At 36.5% G+C, this 23,646-nt stretch carries 22 protein-coding genes; 8 read left to right on the forward strand and 14 right to left on the reverse strand.

What is annotated here, in order from left to right:
• The first annotated feature begins 291 nt into the window (after nucleotides 1-291).
• Nucleotides 292-3,831, forward strand: a complete 3,540-nt coding sequence (locus ACJTDF_RS04425) for an autotransporter outer membrane beta-barrel domain-containing protein (protein ID WP_407965130.1) — start codon at nucleotides 292-294, stop codon at nucleotides 3,829-3,831.
• Between the two features lie 314 nt (nucleotides 3,832-4,145).
• Here ACJTDF_RS04425 and ACJTDF_RS04430 read toward each other — a convergent pair whose 3' ends face one another.
• From ACJTDF_RS04430 to ACJTDF_RS04495, 14 genes are all read right to left on the reverse strand, one after another.
• Nucleotides 4,146-6,395 (reverse strand): autotransporter outer membrane beta-barrel domain-containing protein, encoded by a 2,250-nt coding sequence (locus ACJTDF_RS04430; protein ID WP_407965131.1) that lies wholly within the window; start codon nucleotides 6,393-6,395, stop codon nucleotides 4,146-4,148.
• Between the two features lie 563 nt (nucleotides 6,396-6,958).
• Complete coding sequence (fliP, locus tag ACJTDF_RS04435) at nucleotides 6,959-7,711, reverse strand: flagellar type III secretion system pore protein FliP (RefSeq protein WP_407965132.1); 753 nt, start codon at nucleotides 7,709-7,711, stop codon at nucleotides 6,959-6,961.
• On the reverse strand, nucleotides 7,708-8,208 hold the full coding sequence (locus tag ACJTDF_RS04440) for a flagellar basal body-associated FliL family protein (protein WP_407965133.1): 501 nt from the start codon (nucleotides 8,206-8,208) through the stop codon (nucleotides 7,708-7,710). Before ACJTDF_RS04440 ends, fliP begins: the two co-directional genes overlap by 4 nt.
• A gap of 115 nt (nucleotides 8,209-8,323) precedes the next feature.
• Complete coding sequence (gene flgH, locus ACJTDF_RS04445; RefSeq protein ID WP_407965134.1) at nucleotides 8,324-9,061, reverse strand: flagellar basal body L-ring protein FlgH; 738 nt, start codon at nucleotides 9,059-9,061, stop codon at nucleotides 8,324-8,326.
• Nucleotides 9,062-9,089: 28 nt separating this feature from the next.
• The gene (locus ACJTDF_RS04450; protein ID WP_407965135.1) at nucleotides 9,090-9,722 is read right to left on the reverse strand and encodes a MotE family protein; all 633 of its coding nucleotides are present in this window, start codon (nucleotides 9,720-9,722) and stop codon (nucleotides 9,090-9,092) included.
• A 71-nt stretch (nucleotides 9,723-9,793) separates the two neighbouring features.
• Nucleotides 9,794-11,014 carry a flagellar basal body P-ring protein FlgI gene (locus ACJTDF_RS04455; protein ID WP_407966222.1) on the reverse strand — a complete coding sequence of 407 codons (1,221 nt, stop codon included), beginning with the start codon at nucleotides 11,012-11,014 and terminating at the stop codon, nucleotides 9,794-9,796.
• Between the two features lie 29 nt (nucleotides 11,015-11,043).
• A complete protein-coding gene (flgA, locus tag ACJTDF_RS04460; RefSeq protein ID WP_407965136.1) occupies nucleotides 11,044-11,502 on the reverse strand; it encodes a flagellar basal body P-ring formation chaperone FlgA in 459 nt (152 codons plus the stop codon).
• Nucleotides 11,503-11,507: 5 nt separating this feature from the next.
• Nucleotides 11,508-12,296: a flagellar basal-body rod protein FlgG gene (flgG, locus tag ACJTDF_RS04465; RefSeq protein WP_198934333.1), complete on the reverse strand. Its 789-nt coding sequence runs from the start codon at nucleotides 12,294-12,296 to the stop codon at nucleotides 11,508-11,510.
• 46 nt (nucleotides 12,297-12,342) lie between these two features.
• Nucleotides 12,343-12,687, reverse strand: coding sequence for a flagellar hook-basal body complex protein FliE (locus ACJTDF_RS04470; RefSeq protein ID WP_407965137.1), 345 nt, complete (start codon nucleotides 12,685-12,687; stop codon nucleotides 12,343-12,345).
• A gap of 56 nt (nucleotides 12,688-12,743) precedes the next feature.
• On the reverse strand, nucleotides 12,744-13,160 hold the full coding sequence (gene flgC / locus ACJTDF_RS04475; RefSeq protein ID WP_407965138.1) for a flagellar basal body rod protein FlgC: 417 nt from the start codon (nucleotides 13,158-13,160) through the stop codon (nucleotides 12,744-12,746).
• Nucleotides 13,161-13,162: 2 nt separating this feature from the next.
• Entirely contained in the window at nucleotides 13,163-13,549 is a 387-nt protein-coding gene (gene flgB, locus ACJTDF_RS04480; protein ID WP_249675635.1) for a flagellar basal body rod protein FlgB, read from the reverse strand.
• 607 nt (nucleotides 13,550-14,156) lie between these two features.
• A complete protein-coding gene (locus ACJTDF_RS04485) occupies nucleotides 14,157-15,686 on the reverse strand; it encodes a flagellar protein export ATPase FliI (RefSeq protein ID WP_407965139.1) in 1,530 nt (509 codons plus the stop codon).
• Nucleotides 15,687-15,726: 40 nt separating this feature from the next.
• On the reverse strand, nucleotides 15,727-16,461 hold the full coding sequence (flgF, locus tag ACJTDF_RS04490) for a flagellar basal-body rod protein FlgF (protein ID WP_407965140.1): 735 nt from the start codon (nucleotides 16,459-16,461) through the stop codon (nucleotides 15,727-15,729).
• A gap of 39 nt (nucleotides 16,462-16,500) precedes the next feature.
• Nucleotides 16,501-17,301 carry a DUF1217 domain-containing protein gene (locus tag ACJTDF_RS04495; RefSeq protein ID WP_407965141.1) on the reverse strand — a complete coding sequence of 267 codons (801 nt, stop codon included), beginning with the start codon at nucleotides 17,299-17,301 and terminating at the stop codon, nucleotides 16,501-16,503.
• Between the two features lie 249 nt (nucleotides 17,302-17,550).
• Between ACJTDF_RS04495 and motA the strand changes: the two genes are divergently transcribed.
• From motA to ACJTDF_RS04530, 7 genes are all read left to right on the forward strand, one after another.
• The gene (gene motA, locus ACJTDF_RS04500) at nucleotides 17,551-18,426 is read left to right on the forward strand and encodes a flagellar motor stator protein MotA (RefSeq protein WP_078680956.1); all 876 of its coding nucleotides are present in this window, start codon (nucleotides 17,551-17,553) and stop codon (nucleotides 18,424-18,426) included.
• A 2-nt stretch (nucleotides 18,427-18,428) separates the two neighbouring features.
• Nucleotides 18,429-19,397 (forward strand): FliM/FliN family flagellar motor switch protein, encoded by a 969-nt coding sequence (locus tag ACJTDF_RS04505; protein ID WP_407965142.1) that lies wholly within the window; start codon nucleotides 18,429-18,431, stop codon nucleotides 19,395-19,397.
• A complete protein-coding gene (locus ACJTDF_RS04510; RefSeq protein ID WP_407965143.1) occupies nucleotides 19,378-19,845 on the forward strand; it encodes a BAB2_0123 family type IV secretion system effector in 468 nt (155 codons plus the stop codon). Before ACJTDF_RS04505 ends, ACJTDF_RS04510 begins: the two co-directional genes overlap by 20 nt.
• 159 nt (nucleotides 19,846-20,004) lie before the next feature.
• Nucleotides 20,005-20,409 (forward strand): flagellar motor switch protein FliN, encoded by a 405-nt coding sequence (gene fliN, locus ACJTDF_RS04515; protein ID WP_407966223.1) that lies wholly within the window; start codon nucleotides 20,005-20,007, stop codon nucleotides 20,407-20,409.
• A gap of 28 nt (nucleotides 20,410-20,437) precedes the next feature.
• Nucleotides 20,438-21,520 carry a flagellar motor switch protein FliG gene (locus tag ACJTDF_RS04520; protein ID WP_407965144.1) on the forward strand — a complete coding sequence of 361 codons (1,083 nt, stop codon included), beginning with the start codon at nucleotides 20,438-20,440 and terminating at the stop codon, nucleotides 21,518-21,520.
• Between the two features lie 18 nt (nucleotides 21,521-21,538).
• The gene (gene flhB / locus ACJTDF_RS04525) at nucleotides 21,539-22,609 is read left to right on the forward strand and encodes a flagellar type III secretion system protein FlhB (protein ID WP_407965145.1); all 1,071 of its coding nucleotides are present in this window, start codon (nucleotides 21,539-21,541) and stop codon (nucleotides 22,607-22,609) included.
• A 107-nt stretch (nucleotides 22,610-22,716) separates the two neighbouring features.
• Nucleotides 22,717-23,142 carry a hypothetical protein gene (locus tag ACJTDF_RS04530; protein WP_407965146.1) on the forward strand — a complete coding sequence of 142 codons (426 nt, stop codon included), beginning with the start codon at nucleotides 22,717-22,719 and terminating at the stop codon, nucleotides 23,140-23,142.
• Nucleotides 23,143-23,646 lie beyond the last annotated feature (504 nt).

The raw sequence follows: 23,646 nt of genomic DNA on the forward strand, positions 1-23,646 counted from the left end.
CTTATTAAAGATAATGTTGAGCTATTATATTATTGCTTTATTTTAAATATAAATATGAAGAAATTATTTTTCATTAAAAATAATAATTTAATACATTATGTATTATTAATAAAAACGACATTTAATACATTATGTATATAAGTAATAAATATCTTTATCTTTATATAAAATGATTTTTGTCTTTACATATAAGAAAAAATAATTTACTTCAATCAATGAAATTTATCTATTCGATATCCTTCTTATAAGCGAGGGGGGATATTGTGGGCTTTATAAGTTAGGACAATCCTTATGTGTAAAAATTATCTTTTATCGTGTACAGCTGCGGCTGCTATAGTTTTATTTGGTGCTCATTTTAATGTTGCTGTTGCTGAGAAATTATCTATAATTGACGGCGGTACGGAAAACGTTGAAAAAAAAACTTATCAAGCTGAGTCTGCTGATACAAGTGCTCTTTATGTAGGTGAAGAGGCAGAAGGTGGTGCTGTTCCTCTTCCAAATCCAGAAAGTGGTGCTGTTCCTCTTCCAAATAATGATGCTGTTGTTGAAGCTATTAAAGATGGCGGTGGAACAATCACAGGTAAAGATTTAACGCTAATCGGTACTAATGATAAAAAAGGAAAAGGTGCAACAGTTGATGGGTCGAATAGCACAATTACTCTAAATGGCAAGACAATTATTAAAGATCTCGCAATTGGTCTTTCTGCGAGTAAGGGTGGTACAATCACAATAGAAAGTGGTACGATTAATGTCAGTGATACTGCCGTAACAGCTGAGGGTAAAGATACAAAAATTACACTCGGTAATGTAGAAATTACTTCAACAGATAAAGGTCTTGATATAGCAGATGGTGCTAATTTTGAGATGGAAAGCGGCTCTATCAAAACTGAAAAAACTGCCGTAACAGCTGAAGGTAAAGATACAAAAATTACACTCGGTAATGTAGAAATTGATTCAAAAGATAAAGGTCTTGATATAGCAGATGGTGCTAATTTCAATATGGAAGGTGGCTCTATCAAAACCGAAAAAACTGCTATAAAAGCTAAGGATAAAGATACAAAAATTACACTAGCTAATGTAGAAATTGATTCAAAAGATAAAGGTCTTGATATAGCAAATGGTGCTAATTTCAATATGGAAGGTGGCTCTATCAAAACCGAAAAAACTGCTATAAAAGCTGATGGTAAAGATACAAAAATTACACTAGCTAATGTAGAAATTGATTCAAAAGATAAAGGTCTTGATATAGCAAATGGTGCTAATTTCAATATGGAAGGTGGCTCTATCAAAACCGAAAAAACTGCTATAAAAGCTGATGGTAAAGATACAAAAATTACACTCGGTAATGTAGACCTTACTTCAAAAGGTGAAGGTATTCATATAGCAAATGGTGCCCAAATTGTAGCAAATGGTGGCTCTATTACAGTAGAAAATGATAACGCTAATGATAATGTGCTAGCAGCGATTGTTGCTGACGGACAAGAAGTTAGCGTTACATTAAATGATGTAAAAATTTCTTCAAGTAAAAATGGTATCGAGATAGATAACACCGCAACATTAAATATGACTGGTGGTTCCATTAAAGCTGAAGGATATGAAGGTGAAGGAGCTGATGAAGGATACGGTGTTTCTCTTGGAGGCAGTGAAAGTGATAAAAACAAACTGAAAGATACAGAAATTGCCGTTACCAAAGGAGTTGGATTAAGAGTTAGAGACAGTAAAATCTCTTTAGAAAATGTCTCCATTCAATCTGAAGAAGGCCGTGGTCTTTATGCGTCTGGTAATAAAACAGATGTTACAATGACAGGTGGTACAATTAATGCAAGCAAGGCTGCATTCGCTGTAGAAGACAGTGCAAAAATTAATATCTCCAATGTTTCTGCAACAGCTTCTAAAAATGGTCTAGTGCTTACAAATGGTGCAGCAGCAGATGAGGAAGTAAATAATGGCGTTAATTTCACGAATACAAAGCTTACTGTTAAAAAGGGCGTAGGTATTTTTAGAGAAGAATCTGGAAAAGATGTTGTCACCCTCAAAAATTCAGAAATACGTGCTGATCTTTTATTAAAGTACACTCCCAAAGAAGACAAAGAGGCAGCTCTTACACTCAACGCGGATCATTCAGTTTTAGAAGGTCGTGCTGAAACCGGAGAAAAGGCTGAAACAGTCTTCAATTTGAGTAATGGTACAATATGGACACTCAAAATCAGTAAAGAAGAAAGAGAACCAGGTGAAGGTGGAAAACCGGGAGAACTGCTTGATATTTCTACTAGATCACGCTCCACTGTTTCTATGCTTAATCTTGATAACAGTACCATTGTTTTTGACAAACCAACAGATGACCAATATCAGGTATTACATGTAGGACCTGCAATAGAAAAAGCAGAAGTACCTGCACTACCAGAAGTTGGTCCAAATCAAGTTGACCGTAATGCAAATGATCCAGACAACCCAAAAACAGTCTATAATGCAAAAGGTGATGCAAAAATTTACTTCAATACTGAATGGAGTAACGGACTTACAACAAAAGAGCAAAAAACAGATCGACTTGTAATTAATGGTGACGCTTCAGGAACAACGACAGTCTATGTCAACGATATCAAGGGAAAGAATAAAGCAGAAAAAAATACTTCTGTTCCTGCAAATGAAAGTGGTGTCTCACTCATCCAAGTTGCTGGAGAAGCAAATAAAGACTCCTTTAAACTAGCAAATGGTTACGCCACACTAAATAATTCTCCTTATAAATATACTCTTAATGCCTACGGTCCTGAGGATTCCTCTCACGGTGCAGATCAAAGTATGTTTGGTGAAGATCAAGCATATTGGGATTTCCGTTTGCAAAATGCCTATCTTGACTCTCAATCAAAAGTGAAAGCTCTTGTACCACAAATGGCTAGTTATTTGGTTATGCCAAATGCTTTATTCTCTGCTGGTTTTTCTGATATGAATCAGCAAAATGCATCTCTACGGACAATGTCATTAGCCAATGAAAACAATAAGAAAAATGCTTTCTTCTTATCCTCTTATGGCAATACAGCGACTTTATCATCCAACCATACTGCTCTCGAGTATGGTTACGGAGCTGATCTTCGCTATAATGCTCTACAAATAGGTGTTGCATTAGGTGCTCTGGAAAATCAAAATACTACAACAAATTTTGGTTTGTTAGGCACTTATGGAAAAGTATCTTTCACGCCAAAAGACATGGAAGGTGCTGATAAGAGTACGCTTGATAAATGGTCAATCTCAGCTTTCGGTAGTATACAGCATCGGAATGGCTTATACCTTGACACACTCCTTTCCTATGGCCTTGTGAAAGGACATATTAAAGTAGCTAATATCGGTAATGTTGCAAAATTGAGTGATGCAAACACATTGAGTGCCTCTGCAACCATTGGTCAACAATTTTCAACTGGTGTTGAAGGACTAGTCTTTGAACCACAAGCACAGCTTGCTTATCAACGTTTGATGTTTGATAGCATTTCAGACAATGATAACCTTGAAATCGATATGAATAATCCTAATCAATGGTTAGTTCGTATTGGTGGACGTTTAACCAAAACTGTCATTGCAGCAGAAAACGGTTATGCCGTTTCCCTTTATGGAAAATTAAACATGATTAATACTTTTGGTGATGGTGAAACAATACAGGTAAGTGGTGATAATTTCCATCTTGATCCTATGGGAGCCTCTGTTGAAAGTGGTGTAGGGATTAATGCACAATTAAATAAAAAGATTGGATTGCATGGTGATATCAGCCACCAACACAAACTTCAAAAAGCAGGTATATCAGCAACTTCTTTTTCAGGTGGGATACGTTATCGTTTCTAAAACAATACTGATATTAACTTAGATAAAAAGGGCAGTATAAGATACTGCCCTTTTTTTATAATAATTCCATTCACAAAACTTATATTCTTTTATCCCTAAAACTCCTCATCCACCTTCTTTTTTATCAAGAGATAAAAACACTATTAAACGAATGCGAAAATAAAGAACATAAAATTACAAATGATCTCTATTATTAACAGGATACCTTTTGTGATACTTTTGAAAACTACAAAGATCTAAAAAGAAGAATAAAAATTTCTATATAAAGAAAACAATAAATTATATTACCTCTTTACTAAAGTAGCATTAATGTATCAAAAACGATAACGCAGTTTTCCAGAAAAAGATGCTCCAGATATACCAGTTTTTGATAACCTTTGCTGATAACTAGCATCACCATGCACAAGAATATTCTTAGTTAACTGCATATTAACACCTAAACCACCTTCAATAGCAGAGCCCATAGAATCAAGGTAAAAAGTATCACCAACTTCTATGCTATTGCTATGCTTAAGAGTTTTTATAACATTCATTTTTCCATAATAAGAAATGAAACTATCCTTTTCAATAACAGGAACAGTTTTAGTTAAACGCCCCCCTACACGCACTAACCATTGATTAGGATCCTTCATATTAACTTCAAGGTTATCACTATCTAAAATAATGTCAAACATCAAACGTTGATAAAAAATTTGTGCCTGCGGTTCAAAAGATACACCTTTAACGCCAGTTGCTAATTTGTGACCAACAGTTGCAGATAAATTTAACATCTTTGTATCATCAAGTTTTGCCACATTATTGATAACAGCAGTTTTAATATGCCCTTTCACGATACCATAAGAAAAGAGTGTATTCACATACAAATTGTTATCATGTTGCATATTACTGAAAACTGAAATCGAATACTTATCAAGGGTACTTTTAGCAGAATCTTTCATATCTTTTGGAGTAAAAGATAGTTGACCATAATTCCCAAACAGACCGACACGTGCAACCGTATTTCTATCTTCAAAAGCACTTAACACAATACCAGTTTGTAGAGCAACATAATCTATATCCGCACCATAACCATATTGTAACGGATTGCGAATAGATGAGAAAGTTACTACATTACCATAAGAGGATAAAAAGAAAGAATTCTTTTTATTGCCTGCAGAATTTAATGTTTCCTGCATATTAGCTAATATACCGTTCTGATGACTAATATCAGAGAAACCAGCCAAGAATAAAGCATTTGGCATAACCAAATAACTAGCCATCTGTGGTACAAGAGCTTTGACTTGTGCTTCAGCATCAACATAGTCATTTAACAAATTGAACTTCAGAATATTAGAATTCTTTTCTCCCTTACTAGATGTAGTATTAAGAACATACTTATAAGGCAAGCCACCTATCACAGTATAGCCATGAGCTAATTGGAAAGAATCTTTATTTGCATGTCCATGAACCTCAACAATTGTTACTCCTTCCGGTGAAAAAGTAACTCCACCTCTAGTAACAGGTTTTAAATAGACGTTTTCTGAATTTTCTGAGTCAGTTGCACCAGTCTCATTTTCTGCATCAGTCTGATTTTCAATGTAATTAATATGAACTGTAGTAATACCCTTTACATCAGATTCAATTATAAGTTTATCAGAATCGTTCAATGCCGTATTAAAATAAATATTAGCATCATTAACCGCGATATACTGTGCAACACCACCTGAGTATGGAGCTTTTATGCGCAAAGTTTGGTAAATATCATCTTTAAAATAATTCTTTTTTTGATCGAAGACAATAGCACTGTTATTAAGTACAAGCATATGCAAAACAGATTCTTGCCGTTGCGTTACATGCTGTTTCGTTCCTACGCCAGCTTGTTTTTTTCTAATAACTGGTATGATCCATTTTGAACCATTTTGAAGAGTTAAAAATGAATATTGCTTTCCGAGAGCCTCTGCCTGACCTTCTAAAATAGAATGATCTGCATTAACTCTCAACATTTCATCAACACTATCCTGCGATATTCTCTGAGCGTTCTCACTGCTATTAACAACACCGTAGCTGCTTAATAAAAGCCTAGAACGAATTTCTGAATTATGTAAGGATACAACACCTGATCCTAATGAAGCAATGCCTACGTCAGATAAAATTTCTGTATCGGTAAGGTGTACCTGACTTGGAGGATAGAAATCGGAACTTTTGCTGCCTGTTGTTTTAAAGTGCTCGTACCCGAAATGAATACCATAGCTAAAAAAATCATTCTTCCCAAAACTAACACCACTAACTTCTATAGTTGAATCTTTGAAATATATTCTAGATGCGCGTGCAGGCATTACACCTACAAGACCTGTTCGTAAATTAATCCCTGTAGCATCAAATTTTTTAGCATCAGATGCAATCCCCACATATTCTGATACAAGTTCCTCTTCATTAATTACAACAAAATCACCAGTTGTAATGATTGCAATTCCATCACTACGATAAAAACTTTCGTTATTCCTATTTTTCGGCACTTCTGCTATACCTGCACTTAAAGTGCAAACTACAAAAATCAATACCATCAGATGCAATAGCTTACTCATCGGATATACTCTCTATCTTATAAACTTATTCAAATCAAAATGAATTTAATATAAAGAATATTTAATGTCAAAATCGAAAAGCTTAGTTATCATTTCCATTAGAGACATGATTAGTAATTAATAATTCCAAATAAATTCAATAATTTATTATATATATTGATTGTTGACTTATTTTGACAATTAGCATCATAATGAATTTTAATTATTAACATTGTTGCTGATTTACAATATTTTCTGAAACTGAGCTCACAGCGGACAATAGTGTTAATCTTTTACTGAAAATAATATCAGAAACAATTGATTTTATACCAACTATTTTATTTGGGTATAATGTTACAAGCGAAATTGTTATGAAATGAGTACGATTATAATAAATGGAAAACTTAAATAAAGGTTTATCAAGATTTATGAAATGTTAGTGATTTAATATAGGTTCAATAATAACGAGCACAACCGGTTTAGTCACTTACGACGCTTCTCAAATCAGTCTTATGAGGTTCAAACACTGAATATTCAAGGAGGAATAAATCATAATTCTATTATTTATAAGTTTAAATATAACTTTAAAAAGATCTTATTAAGCTTCCAATTAATAAATTCCATCCATCAATTAATACAAAAAAAAGAATTTTAAATGGTAGAGAAATAACCGTTGGTGGCAACATCATCATTCCCATTGACATTGTCAACGTGGCTACAACAAGATCTATCACTAAAAAAGGAAGAACAATAAGGAAACCTATTTCAAATCCACGACGTAATTCAGAAATCATAAAAGCAGGAATTAAAACTCGAAAATCAACATCAGAACCTGTTTTAACTTGCAGAGAAGAATCAGAGAGATCAACAAATAAATCAAGATCTTTCTCGCGAACCTGTGATATCATAAATTCTCTAAAGGGCTGACTAATTTTTTCTATCGCTTGTTGTTCACTGATTTTATTACTTACTAAAGGTTGTACTCCCTGCTCCCATGCCGTATTAAATGTCGGAGCCATTACATAAAAGGACATAAATAAAGCTAATGAGATCATCACAAGATTAGAGGGCGTTGTTTGTAACCCTAAACCTGTCCGCAACAGCGAAAAAGCAATAGCAAAACGAGTAAAACTGGTGACCATGATTAATAAACCAGGAGCCACTGATAAAATAGTCAATAAGCCGAAAAGTTGGACAATCCGTCCACTAATTGAGCCTTCAGGATAAGAAAATAATCCAGCAAGACTACTAGCATTTTCAGCACCTGTTTTTTGTGCAAAAGCAACTGTTGTTGTTAACAACAATATCATCAATACAAAACCGCCAAGCTGCTTCATTGTTCTACCACCAAGCTTGAAATCAAAATATTACTTACTTTGTTACCAGAACGAATTCTAGCACGATCTAAAAGATCAGTACGCAAATTCATTAACCCCGATGGCCCTTTGATCTGATCGATTGTAACTTGTCGCAAAAACGCTAAAAAATCATTTGATATATCCGCTGTCAGAGTAGCTTCAATATTCTCATCAGGCTTAATAACTAAAGAGACCTCCATTCGAATCCAAGCATTTTCTGGTACTGCAATATTGGTCAAAATAGGAGGCAAAATAACAATATGAGAATCAGCTGCAATAAGATTCTCTGGAGTTTTGGTCACTGGTAATTCTTTAAAATTACTAGAAGTTGGCGCCATTTCCCGACTCACCCATGCTCCTAAAAACCACCCAGAAGCTACAGCAACTAATGTCAAAACAAATACAACAACCAAGAAGATTTTCAAGTTACTTTCTTGTTGCACAATGTTTTTTTCTTTTTTCGGCTCTTCTGCCATAAAAATTCCCTGTTACATAAATCTTGTTATATAAACAATGCAATAAAAGTTACTTTTGACAATCTTCTATTTTTTGATAATTAACAATAAAATTAAAAACTTATATACTCATTCCTTAAAAAGGTGCAATCTGATTGAGCAATTGCTGTCCATAAGGAGGTTGTTGTATTTCACTCATACGTCCACGGCCTCCATATGAAATGCGCGCTTCAGCAATTTTATCATAGTCAATCATATTATTGCCTGAAATATCACGTGGACGAACCAATCCTGCAATATTGAGAATACGCAATTCATTATTAACCCGAACTTCCTGTGAACCATTAATGACCAAATTACCATTTGGCAAAACATCTGTTACAATAGCTGCAATAGACAAACGAATATTTTCTTGTCGTTCTACCTTAGTATCCCCTTTAGACTGACTCGATGACTCACCTTCAATACTACCAGCAAGCTTATCCATGAATGAATATCCGGCTCCAATTGTATATTTGGAACTGGAATCACGTTTTAAATCACTTTTATTGTTCAAACTAGCACGATCATTAATAAAAATTTGCACAGTCAAGACATCACCCGGCTTCATTGCACGAGGATCGCGGTAAAAGCTATTAGCGCTTGAACGATAAAGCGAATATCGACTTTCACTTGGTGCTGGTGGATAAACACTTGCTGTATGCGAAGAAGCATATCCTAAATCAGCACGGACCGGTGAAAAATTTGGTGCTGAATTAAAATCTTTCACATTATAAGAACAACTGGCCAATATTATAGCAATGGCAGTCAACTCAATTGCTACACACAAAAAAGAAGAGTATTTATTTTTACTTTTTATCTGTTTTACTTGCATAATTATCTTATCTTTACTTCTATCGCGCTTATTTCTTTTCTGTCGATGCTTGTTGTGCGCTCATTAATATTTGAGTTAATTCAGCTGATTTTTCAGGCGGTAATTCATTCATAATGGCGCTTGATACTTTAGGATTCAATTTAAGTACAAGTGAAGCTGCAACAAGATCGTTCATCAAAGCCAATTGAGCAGCTGCAGCATCAGGGCGCATTTTCGTAATAATTTCAACTAAAGAATTCTCTGCCATTGATAAAAACTCATTGCGCTTATTAAGCCACACTTGATATTCATTCTGTTTTTCTTCTAAAATCTTCACACGTTCACTAATTTGATCGCGTAATTCTTGTAATTGTTGACGTTGTAGCTGAAAACGCGCATCTGCTGCCTGACTCCCAATATTGCTACAAAAACGCTCTATTTCTTCTGTATTTATCCCAGAGATCCCCTCAGATTTTTCTCCAGACTTTTCTTGTATCAATGAAATAATAGGAGCTTTTGTCTCTACCACAGCCTCTGTTGGCTCCTTCAGCTGAGCTGATTGATTGGATACAGTTTCAATTTTTGGTTTAGCGACTTCAGCAGACACTGGTGTCTGTTTTGCATTCTCTTCAGATGAAGCAATCTTATTTGGTGAAAGAATTGGCACAGGTACATTTTTCACGTACCCCCTCCCAACGGGAAAAGCCATGAATATTGCTATAAATAGAGAAAAAACATAAAATTGTAATTTTATCATTGTACAATAAGCTCCGCATGAAGAGCGCCAGAGGTTTTAATTGCCTGCAGAACTGCTATAATTGCTGTTGGTTTGACACCAATTTGATTTAATCCTTTAACGAGACTATCTAAATCAACGCCACTCAAAATACCAATATTAGATAATGACTGATCAACATCAATTGATGTTCTCGGAACCACAATTGTATCACCTGTTTCACTAAAAGGATTGGGCTGTGAAACACTCGGTTCCTCCGTTACACGTACTGTTAAGCTACCATGTGAAATAGCAACACGTGAAACGCGTACTTTTTCACCAATAACAACAGTTCCTGTACGTTCATCAACAACTACACGCGCTACCTCATCAGTAGGAATAGGTAATCCTTCAATTTCAGCAATAAAGCGTGCAACTGAAATATTGCGTGGTTTGTTTAAAACAATGGTTTTTGCATCACGCTCTCTAGCAACACTTTGTTTATAACGCTTATTAGCAAAAATATTAATTAGATCAGACATACGAACTGCTGTTGAAAAATCAGAATTCCGTAACTCTATAATAATCTCGTTACTATGATTGAAATTTCCATCAACCTTACGTTCTACAAGTGCACCATTTGGAATACGACCCGATGTAGGTACACCTTGGGTTACACTTTCTGCCGCTCCCTTAGCACCAAAACCAGAAATAACCATATTACCTTGTGCCACTGCATAAGTTTTACCATCTGCTCCAAGAAGCGGTGTCATCACTAATGTGCCCCCTTGTAAAGATGTTGCATCTCCCAAAGAAGAAACGGTTACATCAATCCGTGATCCTGGAGTTGCAAAGGGCATCATTTCAGCAGTGACAATAACAGCAGCTATATTATTGACACGGGATGCACCAGCAGGAGGGCTAATTCCTAAATTATCCAGCATAGCCCGCATAGATTGCTCTGTAAAAGGTGCATTTCGTAAAGAGTCACCCGTACCATTTAAACCAATCACCAAACCATAACCCACCAATTGATTAGAACGAACACCCTGAACAACCGCAATATCTTTTAAACGGGCTACTGCACTTGAACGTGCTAAATCTGAATAATGCATTTGTGCGGGATGTCCTCCCGAACCTAACCAAGCAGCATCAGCTTCCGCTGTAGAGTTATATTGTTCAACATTTTTCCCACCTTCATCTGCAAATGCTGGAATAAAGAGAACACAAAAAGACAAAAAACAAGCAAGAAAACGCATAACTATTAAAACAAGAAAACGCATAACTATTAAAAACCTACTCTTACATCACCATTTTGCAAAACGGTTCCCGTAACCACACGCCCTGAATCGGAATTGCGAACACGAATGACATCACCAGAAGATCCCGACTGTAAAACAACTCCTCGAGCTGTAATTTGCAAATTATGTGTTTGAAAAATCAACTTTGTTGCCTGACCACGCTCGACCAAAACTGGATCTCCCAAAGAAGAAAGAGAAATAGGCCGGCCTGCTGTTAAAGTACGTTTTGCCACCTTATGAAGAATTTGTTTCATATCCATCACATACAAGGAAGCTGCATCAGATTTAATAAAAAAATGCTTTTCGCTTAAACCTATATCGCTTATACGCTGACCAGCATAAATAGACTTATCCGGAACCAGAAAACTAATCCGATCAGCATAAGCTGCTGTTAATAAACAAAATGAAAGCAAAAAATTTATAAGCAAAAGCCAAAGATTTTTCATACCATTTACCTCAGATTTTTAGAAACAACCGCTGCCATTTCATCTGATGCTTGAATAACTTTAGAATTCATTTCATAAGAACGCTGTGCTGCAATAAGCTCTGTCATTTCTTTGACTGGATCAACATTAGAAGTTTCAAGCATTGCTTGCATAATGCTGCCATATCCATCCTCCTTTGGATCTCCTGGAACCGGCGCACCAGAAGCCTGTGTCTCACGGAAAAGATTATCTCCTATCGGCTCTAGACCTACCTCATTAACAAAATTCACTAAACGAAGCCGTCCCGCTTCTACAGCATTAGGATCTGTATCCGTTTGATAATAAATTGTCCCATCAGAACTGACTGTAATATTTTTGCTCCCTATAGGAATAGTAACAACAGGCTGCACTAAATTGCCATCCAACGTTATTATCTGCCCTGTTTCACTCAAATTAAAAGCACCTGAACGAGTATAAAAAACATTTCCATTGGGATCTTGTATTTCAAACCAACCATTTCCATTAATAGCGAGATCCAAAGCATTACCAGTTTGCACAAAAGCCCCCTGCGTATTAACCGTACGAACAGCAGCAGTACGCACACCCATCCCAATCATTGCTCCTTCAGGTATAATAGCTTGATTAAGCATATTAGGAACACCAACTGCACGATCTGCAACATACATCAAGTCTGCAAATTCTGCACGCCCACGCTTAAAACCCGTTGTGTTAATATTCGCCATATTATTAGCAATAACATCAAGATTAGTTTGCTGGGCAGCCATACCCGTTGCTGCAATTGACAATGATTTCATGACCATAATTTTTTCCTATACTTTTCTAAGCACTATTGTGCTCATACTAAATTTGCATCCGACTTACTTCAAGATATGCTTGTACAAGCTTGTCACGAAGAGCAATAGCTGTACTTAAAGACCTTTCAGCCGCCATGACCGAATTCACAACCTCACGCACACCAACATCACTCCCAGAGATTCTATCTATAGAAAGACTTTCTGCTGTTTGTAATTTTGTACCAACAACTTCTACAACCTCAGATAAAACCTGATCAAAACTGACTTTGTTTCCTCTTTCAATTATACCAGGCGATATCTGCTGCCCATTAAGACTATTCATTTGCGCACTGCCTTGCCCTAACGAATCAAGAACATTGTTTGACACAACAGAAGTCAATGCTTCAATCATTTTATACACTCCTACAAAATTCAAACTAAAACCATTAATTAAGATGATAAAACACCTTATCCTTTTAATAAATCAATCGTTTGTGAGACTAAATCGCGTGCTTGGCGAATTACTTGTAAATTCGCTTCATATGAGCGATTTGCTTCACGCATATCTGCCATTTCTATAATTGAATTCACATTAGGATATTTCACATAACCATTACTATCAGCAGCTAAATGACCAGGTTCATAACGCATAATAAAAGGCGCTTTATCAGTGCTAACACGTGTCACATGCACACCTTGTGCATCAATATAAGGATTAAGCGTCGCTTCAAAACTCACTGTTTTTCGCTGATAAGGTCGAGCGCCTGGTGACTTTCCCGTTGAATTGACATTAGCTAAATTTTCAGCAATAATACGCAAACGTGTTGACTGAGCACTCAAACCGGTTGTAGCAATCTGTTCTGCTGCAATAAGACGATCAGACATCCTTAAGCTCCTCCTCTAACTGTTGCCATTGTCATTCGATGAAAAGCTTTTACAATAGCAGTGTTAAGAGATATTTCACGACTAATATCTCCTCCTTTACGCATTTCTTCTTCTAAATTGACATCATTACCTGAATGAGTCACTTCCATAATATTTTCAGGACGGATAACATGAGTTTCCATACCATTTTCGGTTATATCCATATGATGAACATTCGTTACAGCCATAGAAATCGTTTTATTTTGTAAAATAGCTGTAAAGTCCTCTACATCACGGGCTTTATACCCAGGTGTATTTGCATTCGCAACATTACTCGCAATCGCCTTTTGACGAACAGATAACCAATCTGCTTGTTTATTTGCCATCTCAAAAAAATTAACCGAATCCATAATTCTTATCCTTTTACTTCAAACCATCATAAGAAAGAAAACTTGTGCGAGACTTGCCTGTGCGAGACTTGCCTTCGTATTTTTAAATCTACAAGAAAATGAAATCATACCCCGCCCCGCACTATAGATGTCTCTTTACCACACCTTGCTTTTATTAACCATAATAGCAAGACGTTAACTGTCATGAATGAATTAACTTCCTGACTTAATAAACAACATACGCATCACACTCAACCATCGCGATGCCATCCTTCATCTCTTTGAGAAGAAGAATTTTTTACACTTAACCAAGAAAGCAAGAAAAAAACCTCGTCTTGTCCGTTAAGGCTTAACTCAAAATCAATCTATACAGCTTATCATCAATGAAAGAACAACCTTTTCAAACAGCATTCCTTTTTCTATCAGGAGATTCACACAGAACTTTGCAAACATACTCTTAATTTATTAGGTTTATAAGAAAACCGATGAAGCTCTCTAAAACACCTCACATTGCCTTCTCTAAACAAATCATAAGCCATAAAAAGAAAAAATACTAACCGAACACAAACCTGTACACAACAAAATATAATCTCTTGAAAAAGAATTCTACCTTTTCTCCTATCAGCCGTTATTGACTTTTCAATAATTTAGCCAATTCTTCATAGGGATCAATAATAAGTGGCATATCAGGATTTTGCTTCATTGCAGTATAAACAGCGGGAACTAAAAAGACAGCTTGATCAAGAATATGGTCTGTCCCTGGACGATAAGCACCCATAGCACGTAAATCACGTGTTTCTTCGTAGCGAAAAATCATCTCTTTCAAATTTTTAACCAATGTACATTGTTCAGGTGTCCAGCTATGAGATGCCAAACGTGAAATAGAAGAAAGGATATCAACAGCAGGAAATCGTCCCTGTGCAGCAATAGCACGATCAAGAACAATATGACCATCCAAAATCCCACGAATAGTATCAGCAATAGGATCATTATGGTCATCACCATCAACCAACACTGCATAAACACCCGTAATAGATCCTTTCCCTTCCCTGCCCGGACCTGCACGTTCCAGCAAACGGGGCAATTCACTAAAAACTCGTGGAGGAAATCCACGTGAAACAGGTGGCTCATGAGCAGTAATAGCAATTTCTCTGGCTGCTAACGCATAACGCGTAATAGAATCGACAACAAGTAAAACATTATCCCCTAAAGAAGAAAAATATTCAGCAATTGTTGTAGCCATAATTGGAGCTAAACGCCGCATCATTGGGCTTTCATCACCTGTTGCGATTACCCCGATCAATTTGTGTAATTTATCTTGTAATATATCATCAAGCATATCACGTACTTCACGACCACGCTCTCCTGTAAGCGCTAAAACAACCGTATCAAAATGATCAGCTTGCATCATCATAGACAAAAGAGTCGACTTCCCTACCCCAGAACCAGAAAAAATTCCAATACGCTGCCCAAAACACAGGGGCGTAAAAATATCAATAACCTTAACGCCCGTGCGCAATCCTGCACCCACACGCGCACGTTTCAATGCTGGAGGTGCATAAGTCTCAATCGCCATATTTCGCGGACCAGAAGACAATCCCCCCTTGCCATCAATAGCCTCACCAAAAGCATTAACAATCCGTCCACACCAAGAGCGATCTGGGGCAACAAAAAGAGGCCCTTTTGGAAAAACAGAAGCAGAAAGTATAGGAACAACAGTTTCATCATAAGGTTTAATTAAAGCACTTTCTTCATTAACACGAATAATTTCACCTCGTAGAAGCTGTGTCTCACACTCAATACACACTGTATCACCCAATAAGACAGATTGTGATAAACCACGTGCAACTAATGTCCCCCGTGCTACATCACTAATAACACCACCTTGACTCACAAGGTGAGAATAATGATCGTTTTTGCGTTTTGCAAAATCAAGCAATCGATTTAAAGCAGTAGGAGAAGGAGTTGTCTCAATTATGTCAGTATTTGGATCAGCATTTGCTGCCTCTTTGGAAAAATTTGCCGTACCAGCTGATTCCTCAGCATTAGTATCAGTATCTTTTGCATCAGTAAGAGAAGAATTTATAACTGTATCTGTTGTTGGCATAGCATTGACTAAAACAACTTCTGGCACAGAACCATTTTTACTCTCTAGCATTGTACATACTCTTTAACACAAAACTTCTATGATCAAATATTTATATTTTTCCACTCAGAATTTGAATAGACTTAGAACGCATTTCTTCTTGCTGACGAAGCATTGCTTCAACACGTTCAAAAGCACGGCTTACTTCAATAAGACGAGTCATCTCTATCACACCATTCACATTCGAACTTTCAATATATCCCTGGACAACGCCATCACCGTTTCCCTCTTCTGACGGAAAAGCAGCTCTATCAGGAATCACAGAAGAATTCGGTCCATAACGCAACTGGGTACCTGGCTGAAATTGAAATAAACCAATTTTTCCAACAAAGACATTATCCTGATAGATACTCCCATCAGTTACAATACGTAGCATTCCCCCTGCTGGATTAAGCTGAATTGGTGCACCTCCCTCATCTAAAAAAGGCAACCCTGTCACAGAAACCAATCCCCCTTCCGGAGTCATGATCATTCGTCCATCACGAGTATAAACTTGTCCGAAAGATGCTTGCATAGAAAAATAGGAATCGCCTGTTACAGCAATATCAAGTGCATTACCCGTTTGTATCAAGGAACCACGATCAGTGGAAATATATCCCTTGCCAGCACTTGTGAAAAAAACACGATCCCCCTGTTCATGTGCAACAGAAGACACTAATGTATCGAACTTCATACCACCTGCGCGAAAACCTGGTGTATTCACATTCGCCATATTTTGCGCAATAGTCTCCATTCGCCGTTCCAAACCAATTTGGCCTGAAACACCCACATAAATTGGATTTTGCATATACCTAGTCCCTTTTCTGGAATCTTATCAACGACTTGCTTACAGACCACCCTGTTTGAAAAATTGTAAAGCCATTATTGTTTCATTTGAAAAATTTAATCCTCTGCCTACATTTGACCCTTGCAAAATCATTAAAGCGGGATTAACAACTGTTTGATTTTGAACATCATACATAGCAGAAAATTTTGCAATGAGATGTTCTAATTTCTTCGGATCTTGTAAATCCTTAAGCGACATACGTGACTCTAACAAAGATTTTTGCGCTTCAATTGGCGATGTAAGCACATTCTCAGAAATATTGAATGCCTTAAAAATAACAGCGGACAAAGCTTTATCGCTAAGGATCTGGTAAGCCCAATTTTTTTCTGTCAGAATATTATCCTTCACCATTCCGCCAACAGTTCGAGTGAAATACAAAGCAAGACGTGTTCCCTCATTAACTTGTCCCGCTTCAACTTCCAATGTTTGTTGCATATATTTATTCACGGTAATCGTTTTTGCGCTCTCTCTTTGTGTCGCTTTTTCACCATATTTGCTAAAATTAAATGCCTCTGCAAATTGCTGATAACGTTTATCTACTAATTGAGCAGCGTACTGAGGATCTGAAAGCACCTTACGAATCATGCCTTTAGCAAAAATCATATCTTCCAATCCATAAGCTTTCATAGCATAATTATAGATCTTATCATTTGCCAAAAAATCATCAACTGACTTCACACCAATAATATGCTTAACATAATAATCTGTCTCATGTTTAACTTGTGGCTTTTGGAAAAGCCGATCATACGTTTGTTTCATATTATCAATTGTACTTCTGTAACTCGTATATGTGCTAATCATAGAAAATCCCTCTCTACATAAGCCCCCATTTAAAGCATAAAACTTGTCTAAAACTTATGATAAAATCACTTTGTTATTATTAATAAGAACTATTTTATAAGCCTTTGTTAATAGACTAAATGCTTTTTATTTTATAAATTATTATATCTCTTAACACTTTTTTATAATATTAAGCAAATAAATGGTAAGTTTTACACAAGCATAAATATTTATATTTCCACAAAAATTGAAAATAAGGAGCTCACAGCCTTGGGTGTTATTATAGGATTAGTAATTATTTTTGGATCCATACTTGGTGGTTATGTTGCCATGGGAGGTCATATTGATGTTTTAATACAACCATGGGAATTTGTTATTATTTTAGGATCAGCCATTGGAACATTTATTGTTGCCAATCCTTTTTCTGCTATTAAAGATACACTGAAAGCAACAATAGAAGCAATGAAAGATGCTGTCCCAAAACAAAAAGATTTTTTATCACTATTGGGTTTACTTTACGTGCTTATGCGCGAAATGCGTTCAAAATCAAGATCTGAAATGGAAAATCATATTGACAATCCGAAAGAATCTACACTCTTTCAGCAATATCCTCTGATCTTAAAAGATGAATCTTTAACCAATTTTATTTGTGACTATTGCCGTCTTATTGTCATGGGTAATACACGCCATTTTGAAATTGAAGCTTTGATGGATGAAGAAATCCATACAATTTCATACGATTCTCAAAAACCCTATCAAGCAATGCAAACTATGGCTGATGCTCTTCCAGCTCTTGGAATTGTCGCAGCTGTTTTAGGTGTAGTTAAAGCCATGGGAGCCATTAGTGAACCACCAGAAGTGTTAGGACACTTGATTGGAGCTGCCCTTGTAGGAACCTTTGCTGGCATTTTTTTTGCCTATGGTATCTTTGGCCCTCTAGCCTCAAAAATCAAAACAGTGCGTAATAAAAAAGTGCGTATTTACATTGTTGTTAAACAAACATTGTTGGCTTACATGAACGGCGCAATACCCCAAATAGCAATCGAGTACGGTCGTAAAACCATCTCAGCAAAAGACCGTCCAACAATCGATGTTATGGAACAACATGCAATCGCTGGTCAAGGTACTGAAAAAGAGGCTGCCTAAATATGACTAAACCGATCGAAAAACAAGCAAATGAAGAAAAAGCGCAAGAAGATAAAAAACAAGATGCACTGACTCAACATATTTTGCGTGCAGCTGGCCTATCAAGTGATGACCTCATGTCATTTCAATATGTTTTCCGTGATGCAGCAAGTAACCTTTGTATGCGATTGGGCAATTATACATCTTTAAAATTTACGACAGATGTACAATCGCTTGATACACTCAAAGCAGATCAAATTACCCAAGCGATTGGAACAGAAGCACTTCTGATTTATTTTAATTCCGATCGTTGGGGAGATGATGTTATTTTTGTTCTTGATGCAACACTTGTAGAACTCGCAACGGAAGTGTTTTTTGGGGCTTCAGAACCCATGGTAACAAATCGTAATGGACGCCCTTTTAGCCCGGTAGAATGCAAAGTCGGCGCAACTTTTGGAAAATTGTTAGCCTACGCATTAGATGGTGTCTTTGGTATCGGTGATGGATCACTTTTAATTTTCAAACAAACATGTAAAGCACAAGAATTTAATGCAGAAACATTTAACCAATCACAAATGTTTTCCTGCACTCTCGGAGTTAAATGCGGTGAAGTGGAAACACGCGTGAATATTTTAATGCCACGCAGTTGCCATCGCCCTATCCAAGAAGCTGTTACGCGTGCGCTCCGCACTCCTGCAAAACGCACTGATCCCCTTTGGGCCAAACGTTTAAAACAAGAAGTCAGTCGATCACGTGTACACATTGAAGCTTTTATTCAACAGGGCTCAATGACTTTAAATGAATTATCCACCCTCAAAGTAGGGCAGATTTTACCCCTTCCTGCCAATGCTGTAAAAAAAATTAAATTACGCAGTGGCAATAAATCACTTTATAAATGCTCCCTTGGTAAAATTGGGACAAGTTTTTCTATCCGAGTTACAAACCCTATTGATGAAGAAGAGGAAATGATTGATGAGTTGGTTCATGTTTAATTTTGTAAGTGCACTTTTGGCTTTGGCCTCATTAAGTGTTTTGATTATTACAATACGCAAACTCGCTGCCACTATCCAAATGGGACGTGAGCTCGCAAAACAAGTTCAAATGGGGACAGCTTGTCTTGACCAAGCTCTTTCAACCCTGCGTGAAGAACATCAAGAGTTCCGCGATGAAAATAAAAAAATGGATGCACGTATGATTGAATCCACACGTATTCGGCGTGATATTGACCGCTCGATCTCCCATATGGAAAATGTCCGTGATCAATTGAAAAGTGATTTCAATCAATTCCGCGGCATTTTAGCCGCGCAAGCTCATGGGCCCTCTGTAGCATCTGGTGCAATACCTACTCTTCACCGGCAACCTATTGTTCCTAAAAGCCTGCCTGTTTTTGTACAACGCAAAGTTCATAAAACTCCCCTTAACAACAAAATACAACTTTAAAAAACAAAATTTTAAAACCTTTAAAGGTAGAAAAAATAGTACGGTGACAGAATGACGAATGACATAAACAAACCCGGAATTCCTAAAGGAATCAATCCTACAGCAACACCCAATCTTACAACACCAAAAGTTGGAGAGGGTATAGCACCAAAACCTGGAATGCCAGGAAGTTTTGGAGCTGGAGCACCACTATCAGGAACAGCAACACCTACTCCTGGAGCAAAACCAGGTGCTCCCGCTTTTGGAGCTGGCGCAGCAGGAAAAACAACTATTGGAAGTTCAGGTGCTTCAAAAGCACCCCAAAACGCAGGTGACACATCCAGCAATACAGAACTCATTATGAGTATTCCTGTTGAAGTTCAAGTAGTACTTGGTTCAACAACAATGCCAGTCTCGACCTTAATGGATTTGGGAAGAGGTGCAGTTATTACACTTGACAAACAAATTGGAGATCCTATTGATATCGTCGTTAATGGCCGTGTTATCGCCCGCGGCGAAGTCATTGTTCTAGAGGATGATCCTTCTCGTTTTGGGGTTAGCCTTACCGAAATTATTGATAAATAACTGATTTCAAATCTTATGAAAGATAAATATGACGCAGGTAAAGCAAACAAAAACTACAGAAGAGCTCAATGCTGTATCAGAGAATATACCCTCTGATAGAGAAAGCTCCACGACAATTATCGATACGCTTTCTGGACAACAAAAGGTTGCAGCTCTGCTTGTTGCTTTAGGGAAACCTGCTGCTGCGCGTCTTTTAAAACACTTTACACCAGATGATTTACGCCGTCTTAGTGGGCAAGCACATACCTTACCCAATATTTCTCTTGCTGATTTTGAAATTTTAGTTCGTCAGTTCGAAGATGCTTTTGCAGAAGGTGTCTCATTTTCAGAAGCTGGTACAAAATTCGATAATTTAATACAAGAAACATTGCCAGAAGACGAAGCTGCTTTAGTTTTTGATCCTTCAAAAGCACCAACACTGCCTCAAGAAAGTATTTGGGATATCATTAAAAAATTAGACATTGATGTTTTACAAAAGCATCTTATACAAGAACATCCACAAGTAATCAGTTATATTATTTCTCGCCTTCCTTCTGAAATAGCAGCAAAAATTTTGATGGCGCAACCAATGTCTATGCGTAGTAATCTTACACGCAGAAGATTACACCTGCGCACAGTTTCGCCAGAAATAGAAACACTTCTTGATCAAGCGCTACGACCTGCACTCCTAAAGAACAATGATGAAGGAGACAAAGCGCATCACAACCAAGTGGCTGTCATTTTTAATGAGCTTGATAAAGAAGATATTGATGAAATGTTGGCCAATCTTGATAATCTAAATCCAGAAGATATAGAAAAAATCAAAGCAAAACTTTTTGTTTTTGAAGATATTCCACGTTTGACAGAACGAGCACGATTACTTCTTTTTGATGGAATTGCAGCCGATACTATCATTACAGCTTTGCGTGGCGCAAAAGACCTTATGAAAGAACTCATTCTGAATTCTCTTTCACAACGGACACGCCGCATGGTAGAAACAGAGCTTTCTGTAGAGAATGAAGCTATTCAACAAGAAGCGATTAACAACGCACGCCGTAGCATTGCTCAAACAGCTATTAAACTATCAGAACAAGGAACAATAAACCTTTTAGGTGAAGAGGGAACGTCCTAAAGGACGCACTGAACCAGCATGTCAGATGAAAAACCCGATAAAGAAAGTAAAACAGAAGAACCAACCGAATATAAAATTCGTAAAGAAGAGGAAAAAGGAAATCTTCCTTTTTCTCGTGAATTACCTATCTTTGCTTCACTTGTAAGCTTTAGTCTCATTTGCGTTTTTATCTCCTTTCCAGCTATTTCAAAACTTACATATTTTTTGGTCCAATGGCTCGAACGTCCAGAATCCTGGCGTATTAATACTGCAGAAGATGTCAAACACTTGATTTATTTAGTAGGTGGAAATGTAGGATTAGCCTTGGCCCCTATCTTAATTCTTATCCCCTTACTTAGCATTACTGCATCAGCGATACAGAATGTACCAAAATTTATCATAGAGCGTATTCGTCCGCAATGGTCGCGTATCTCTCCTGCCAATGGATTTAACCGAATCTATAGTAAAGCAGGATTAGTTGAATTTTTAAAATCACTCACTAAGCTTATTGGTGTTAGTTTAATTATTTATTTGATATTTTTCAAAAGCAACACAATTTTCATTAATGCACTTTTAACAGATGCATCAGCTTTACCAAAATATATTCACAAAGAATTGATTAATCTATCCCTCTCTTTTACTACAGCCGTTATTGCTCTTGTGGGTTTAGACATCGCATGGTCACGTTTTCACTGGCGTCAACAATTACGCATGACCAAACAAGAAATTAAAGAAGAACATAAAAACCTTGAAGGAAATCCTGTGGTTAAAGCACGAATGCGTTCCTTATCACGAGACCGTATTCGCCGCAGAATGATTGCCAATGTTCCTACAGCAACCCTTATTGTAACAAACCCTACTCACTTCTCTGTTGCTTTACGCTATAAACCACCGCTTGATTATGCACCAGTTGTAATTGCAAAAGGGCAAGATATCCTAGCATTACATATTCGTGAAATTGCCATAGAACATGACATCCCCATTTTTGAAAATATCACTTTAGCACGAACGCTGTACAAACAAGTTGAAATCGACCAAACAATTCCAACAGAATTATATGAAAGTGTTGCCGCTTTAATTCGTTTTATTAACAATCAAAAAAATTACTAAAATAATAATTTATTAATTTTCTTTCTTAAAATTTAACAATAAAAAGCATAAATTAAGAAAAAGAAAGAATTAATCAATAATGTTTAACAATGATATAAAGTTAAAAGATGAAAAAAGATTATATAATTGAAATTCGTGAAATGGTTCTGGCAAAACAGGTTGCGCAATTTATTCCAGAACTACGATTAATTGACGTAGGTGACTTTATTGCCTGTATCCATACTGAACGCTTCAATTATCTTTCTGACCTCATTGAGAGTGCAACAGAATTGCGTTTTTATCCTCATACAATGCGCTTTGCCCGTAACGCAAGTTATGAACTAGACTGGAATACCACGCCCAGCATATTACTTCACATGGAGTTTTCTAATGAAGGAGTTAACGCTTTTTTCCGCATCTTTATGTCTGCTGAAGAATTTGGAGTTGAGCTAGATAATTGTATTTTTGATAATCCTTCCGATGAAGAAAGCAATACCAGCGCTTTCATGAATGCGCTCAATAATGCACGAATACAAAAACCACTTACGCATTAAAACAAAACTACATTTATCTAAAATGTGTTTACTCACAAAATGAAAAAATTATGCGTAAAAAATTCTCTTCTCTTCACGAATAAGTAAAAACTTAAAACACTCTGCATTTTAGAAATAGATCTGAAACCTGAATGTAAATTAATAAGGTAAGTTGAAACACTTTTGACTCTATTCTATTTTTTATGATCCAATCTCATATGTCTTTAGAAAAGAAACCTTCACATAACACTTTTATAAATTGTTGTTCATCTTTCAGATCAAATTAATGCAAAAGTATGCAATAAGAATAAAAAATCGAAAAAGCCTTAAATTCCTTCCACAATAAATATGTGATTAATTTTTTATAGAGATAAACTTTATTCACAATTGATATAATCACTTTAGATAGTAACGGTTAACTTTTAGGGTATTTATCATAAGATTTAAGAATAAATATTCGTAAATATAATAGAGATAAAAATGGTTAAGTATACTGGCTATAAGCGCTAGTTTGATTATAAGTTC

The organism is Bartonella bennetti (genome assembly GCF_045945445.1).
Taxonomy (GTDB): Bacteria; Pseudomonadota; Alphaproteobacteria; order Rhizobiales; family Rhizobiaceae; genus Bartonella.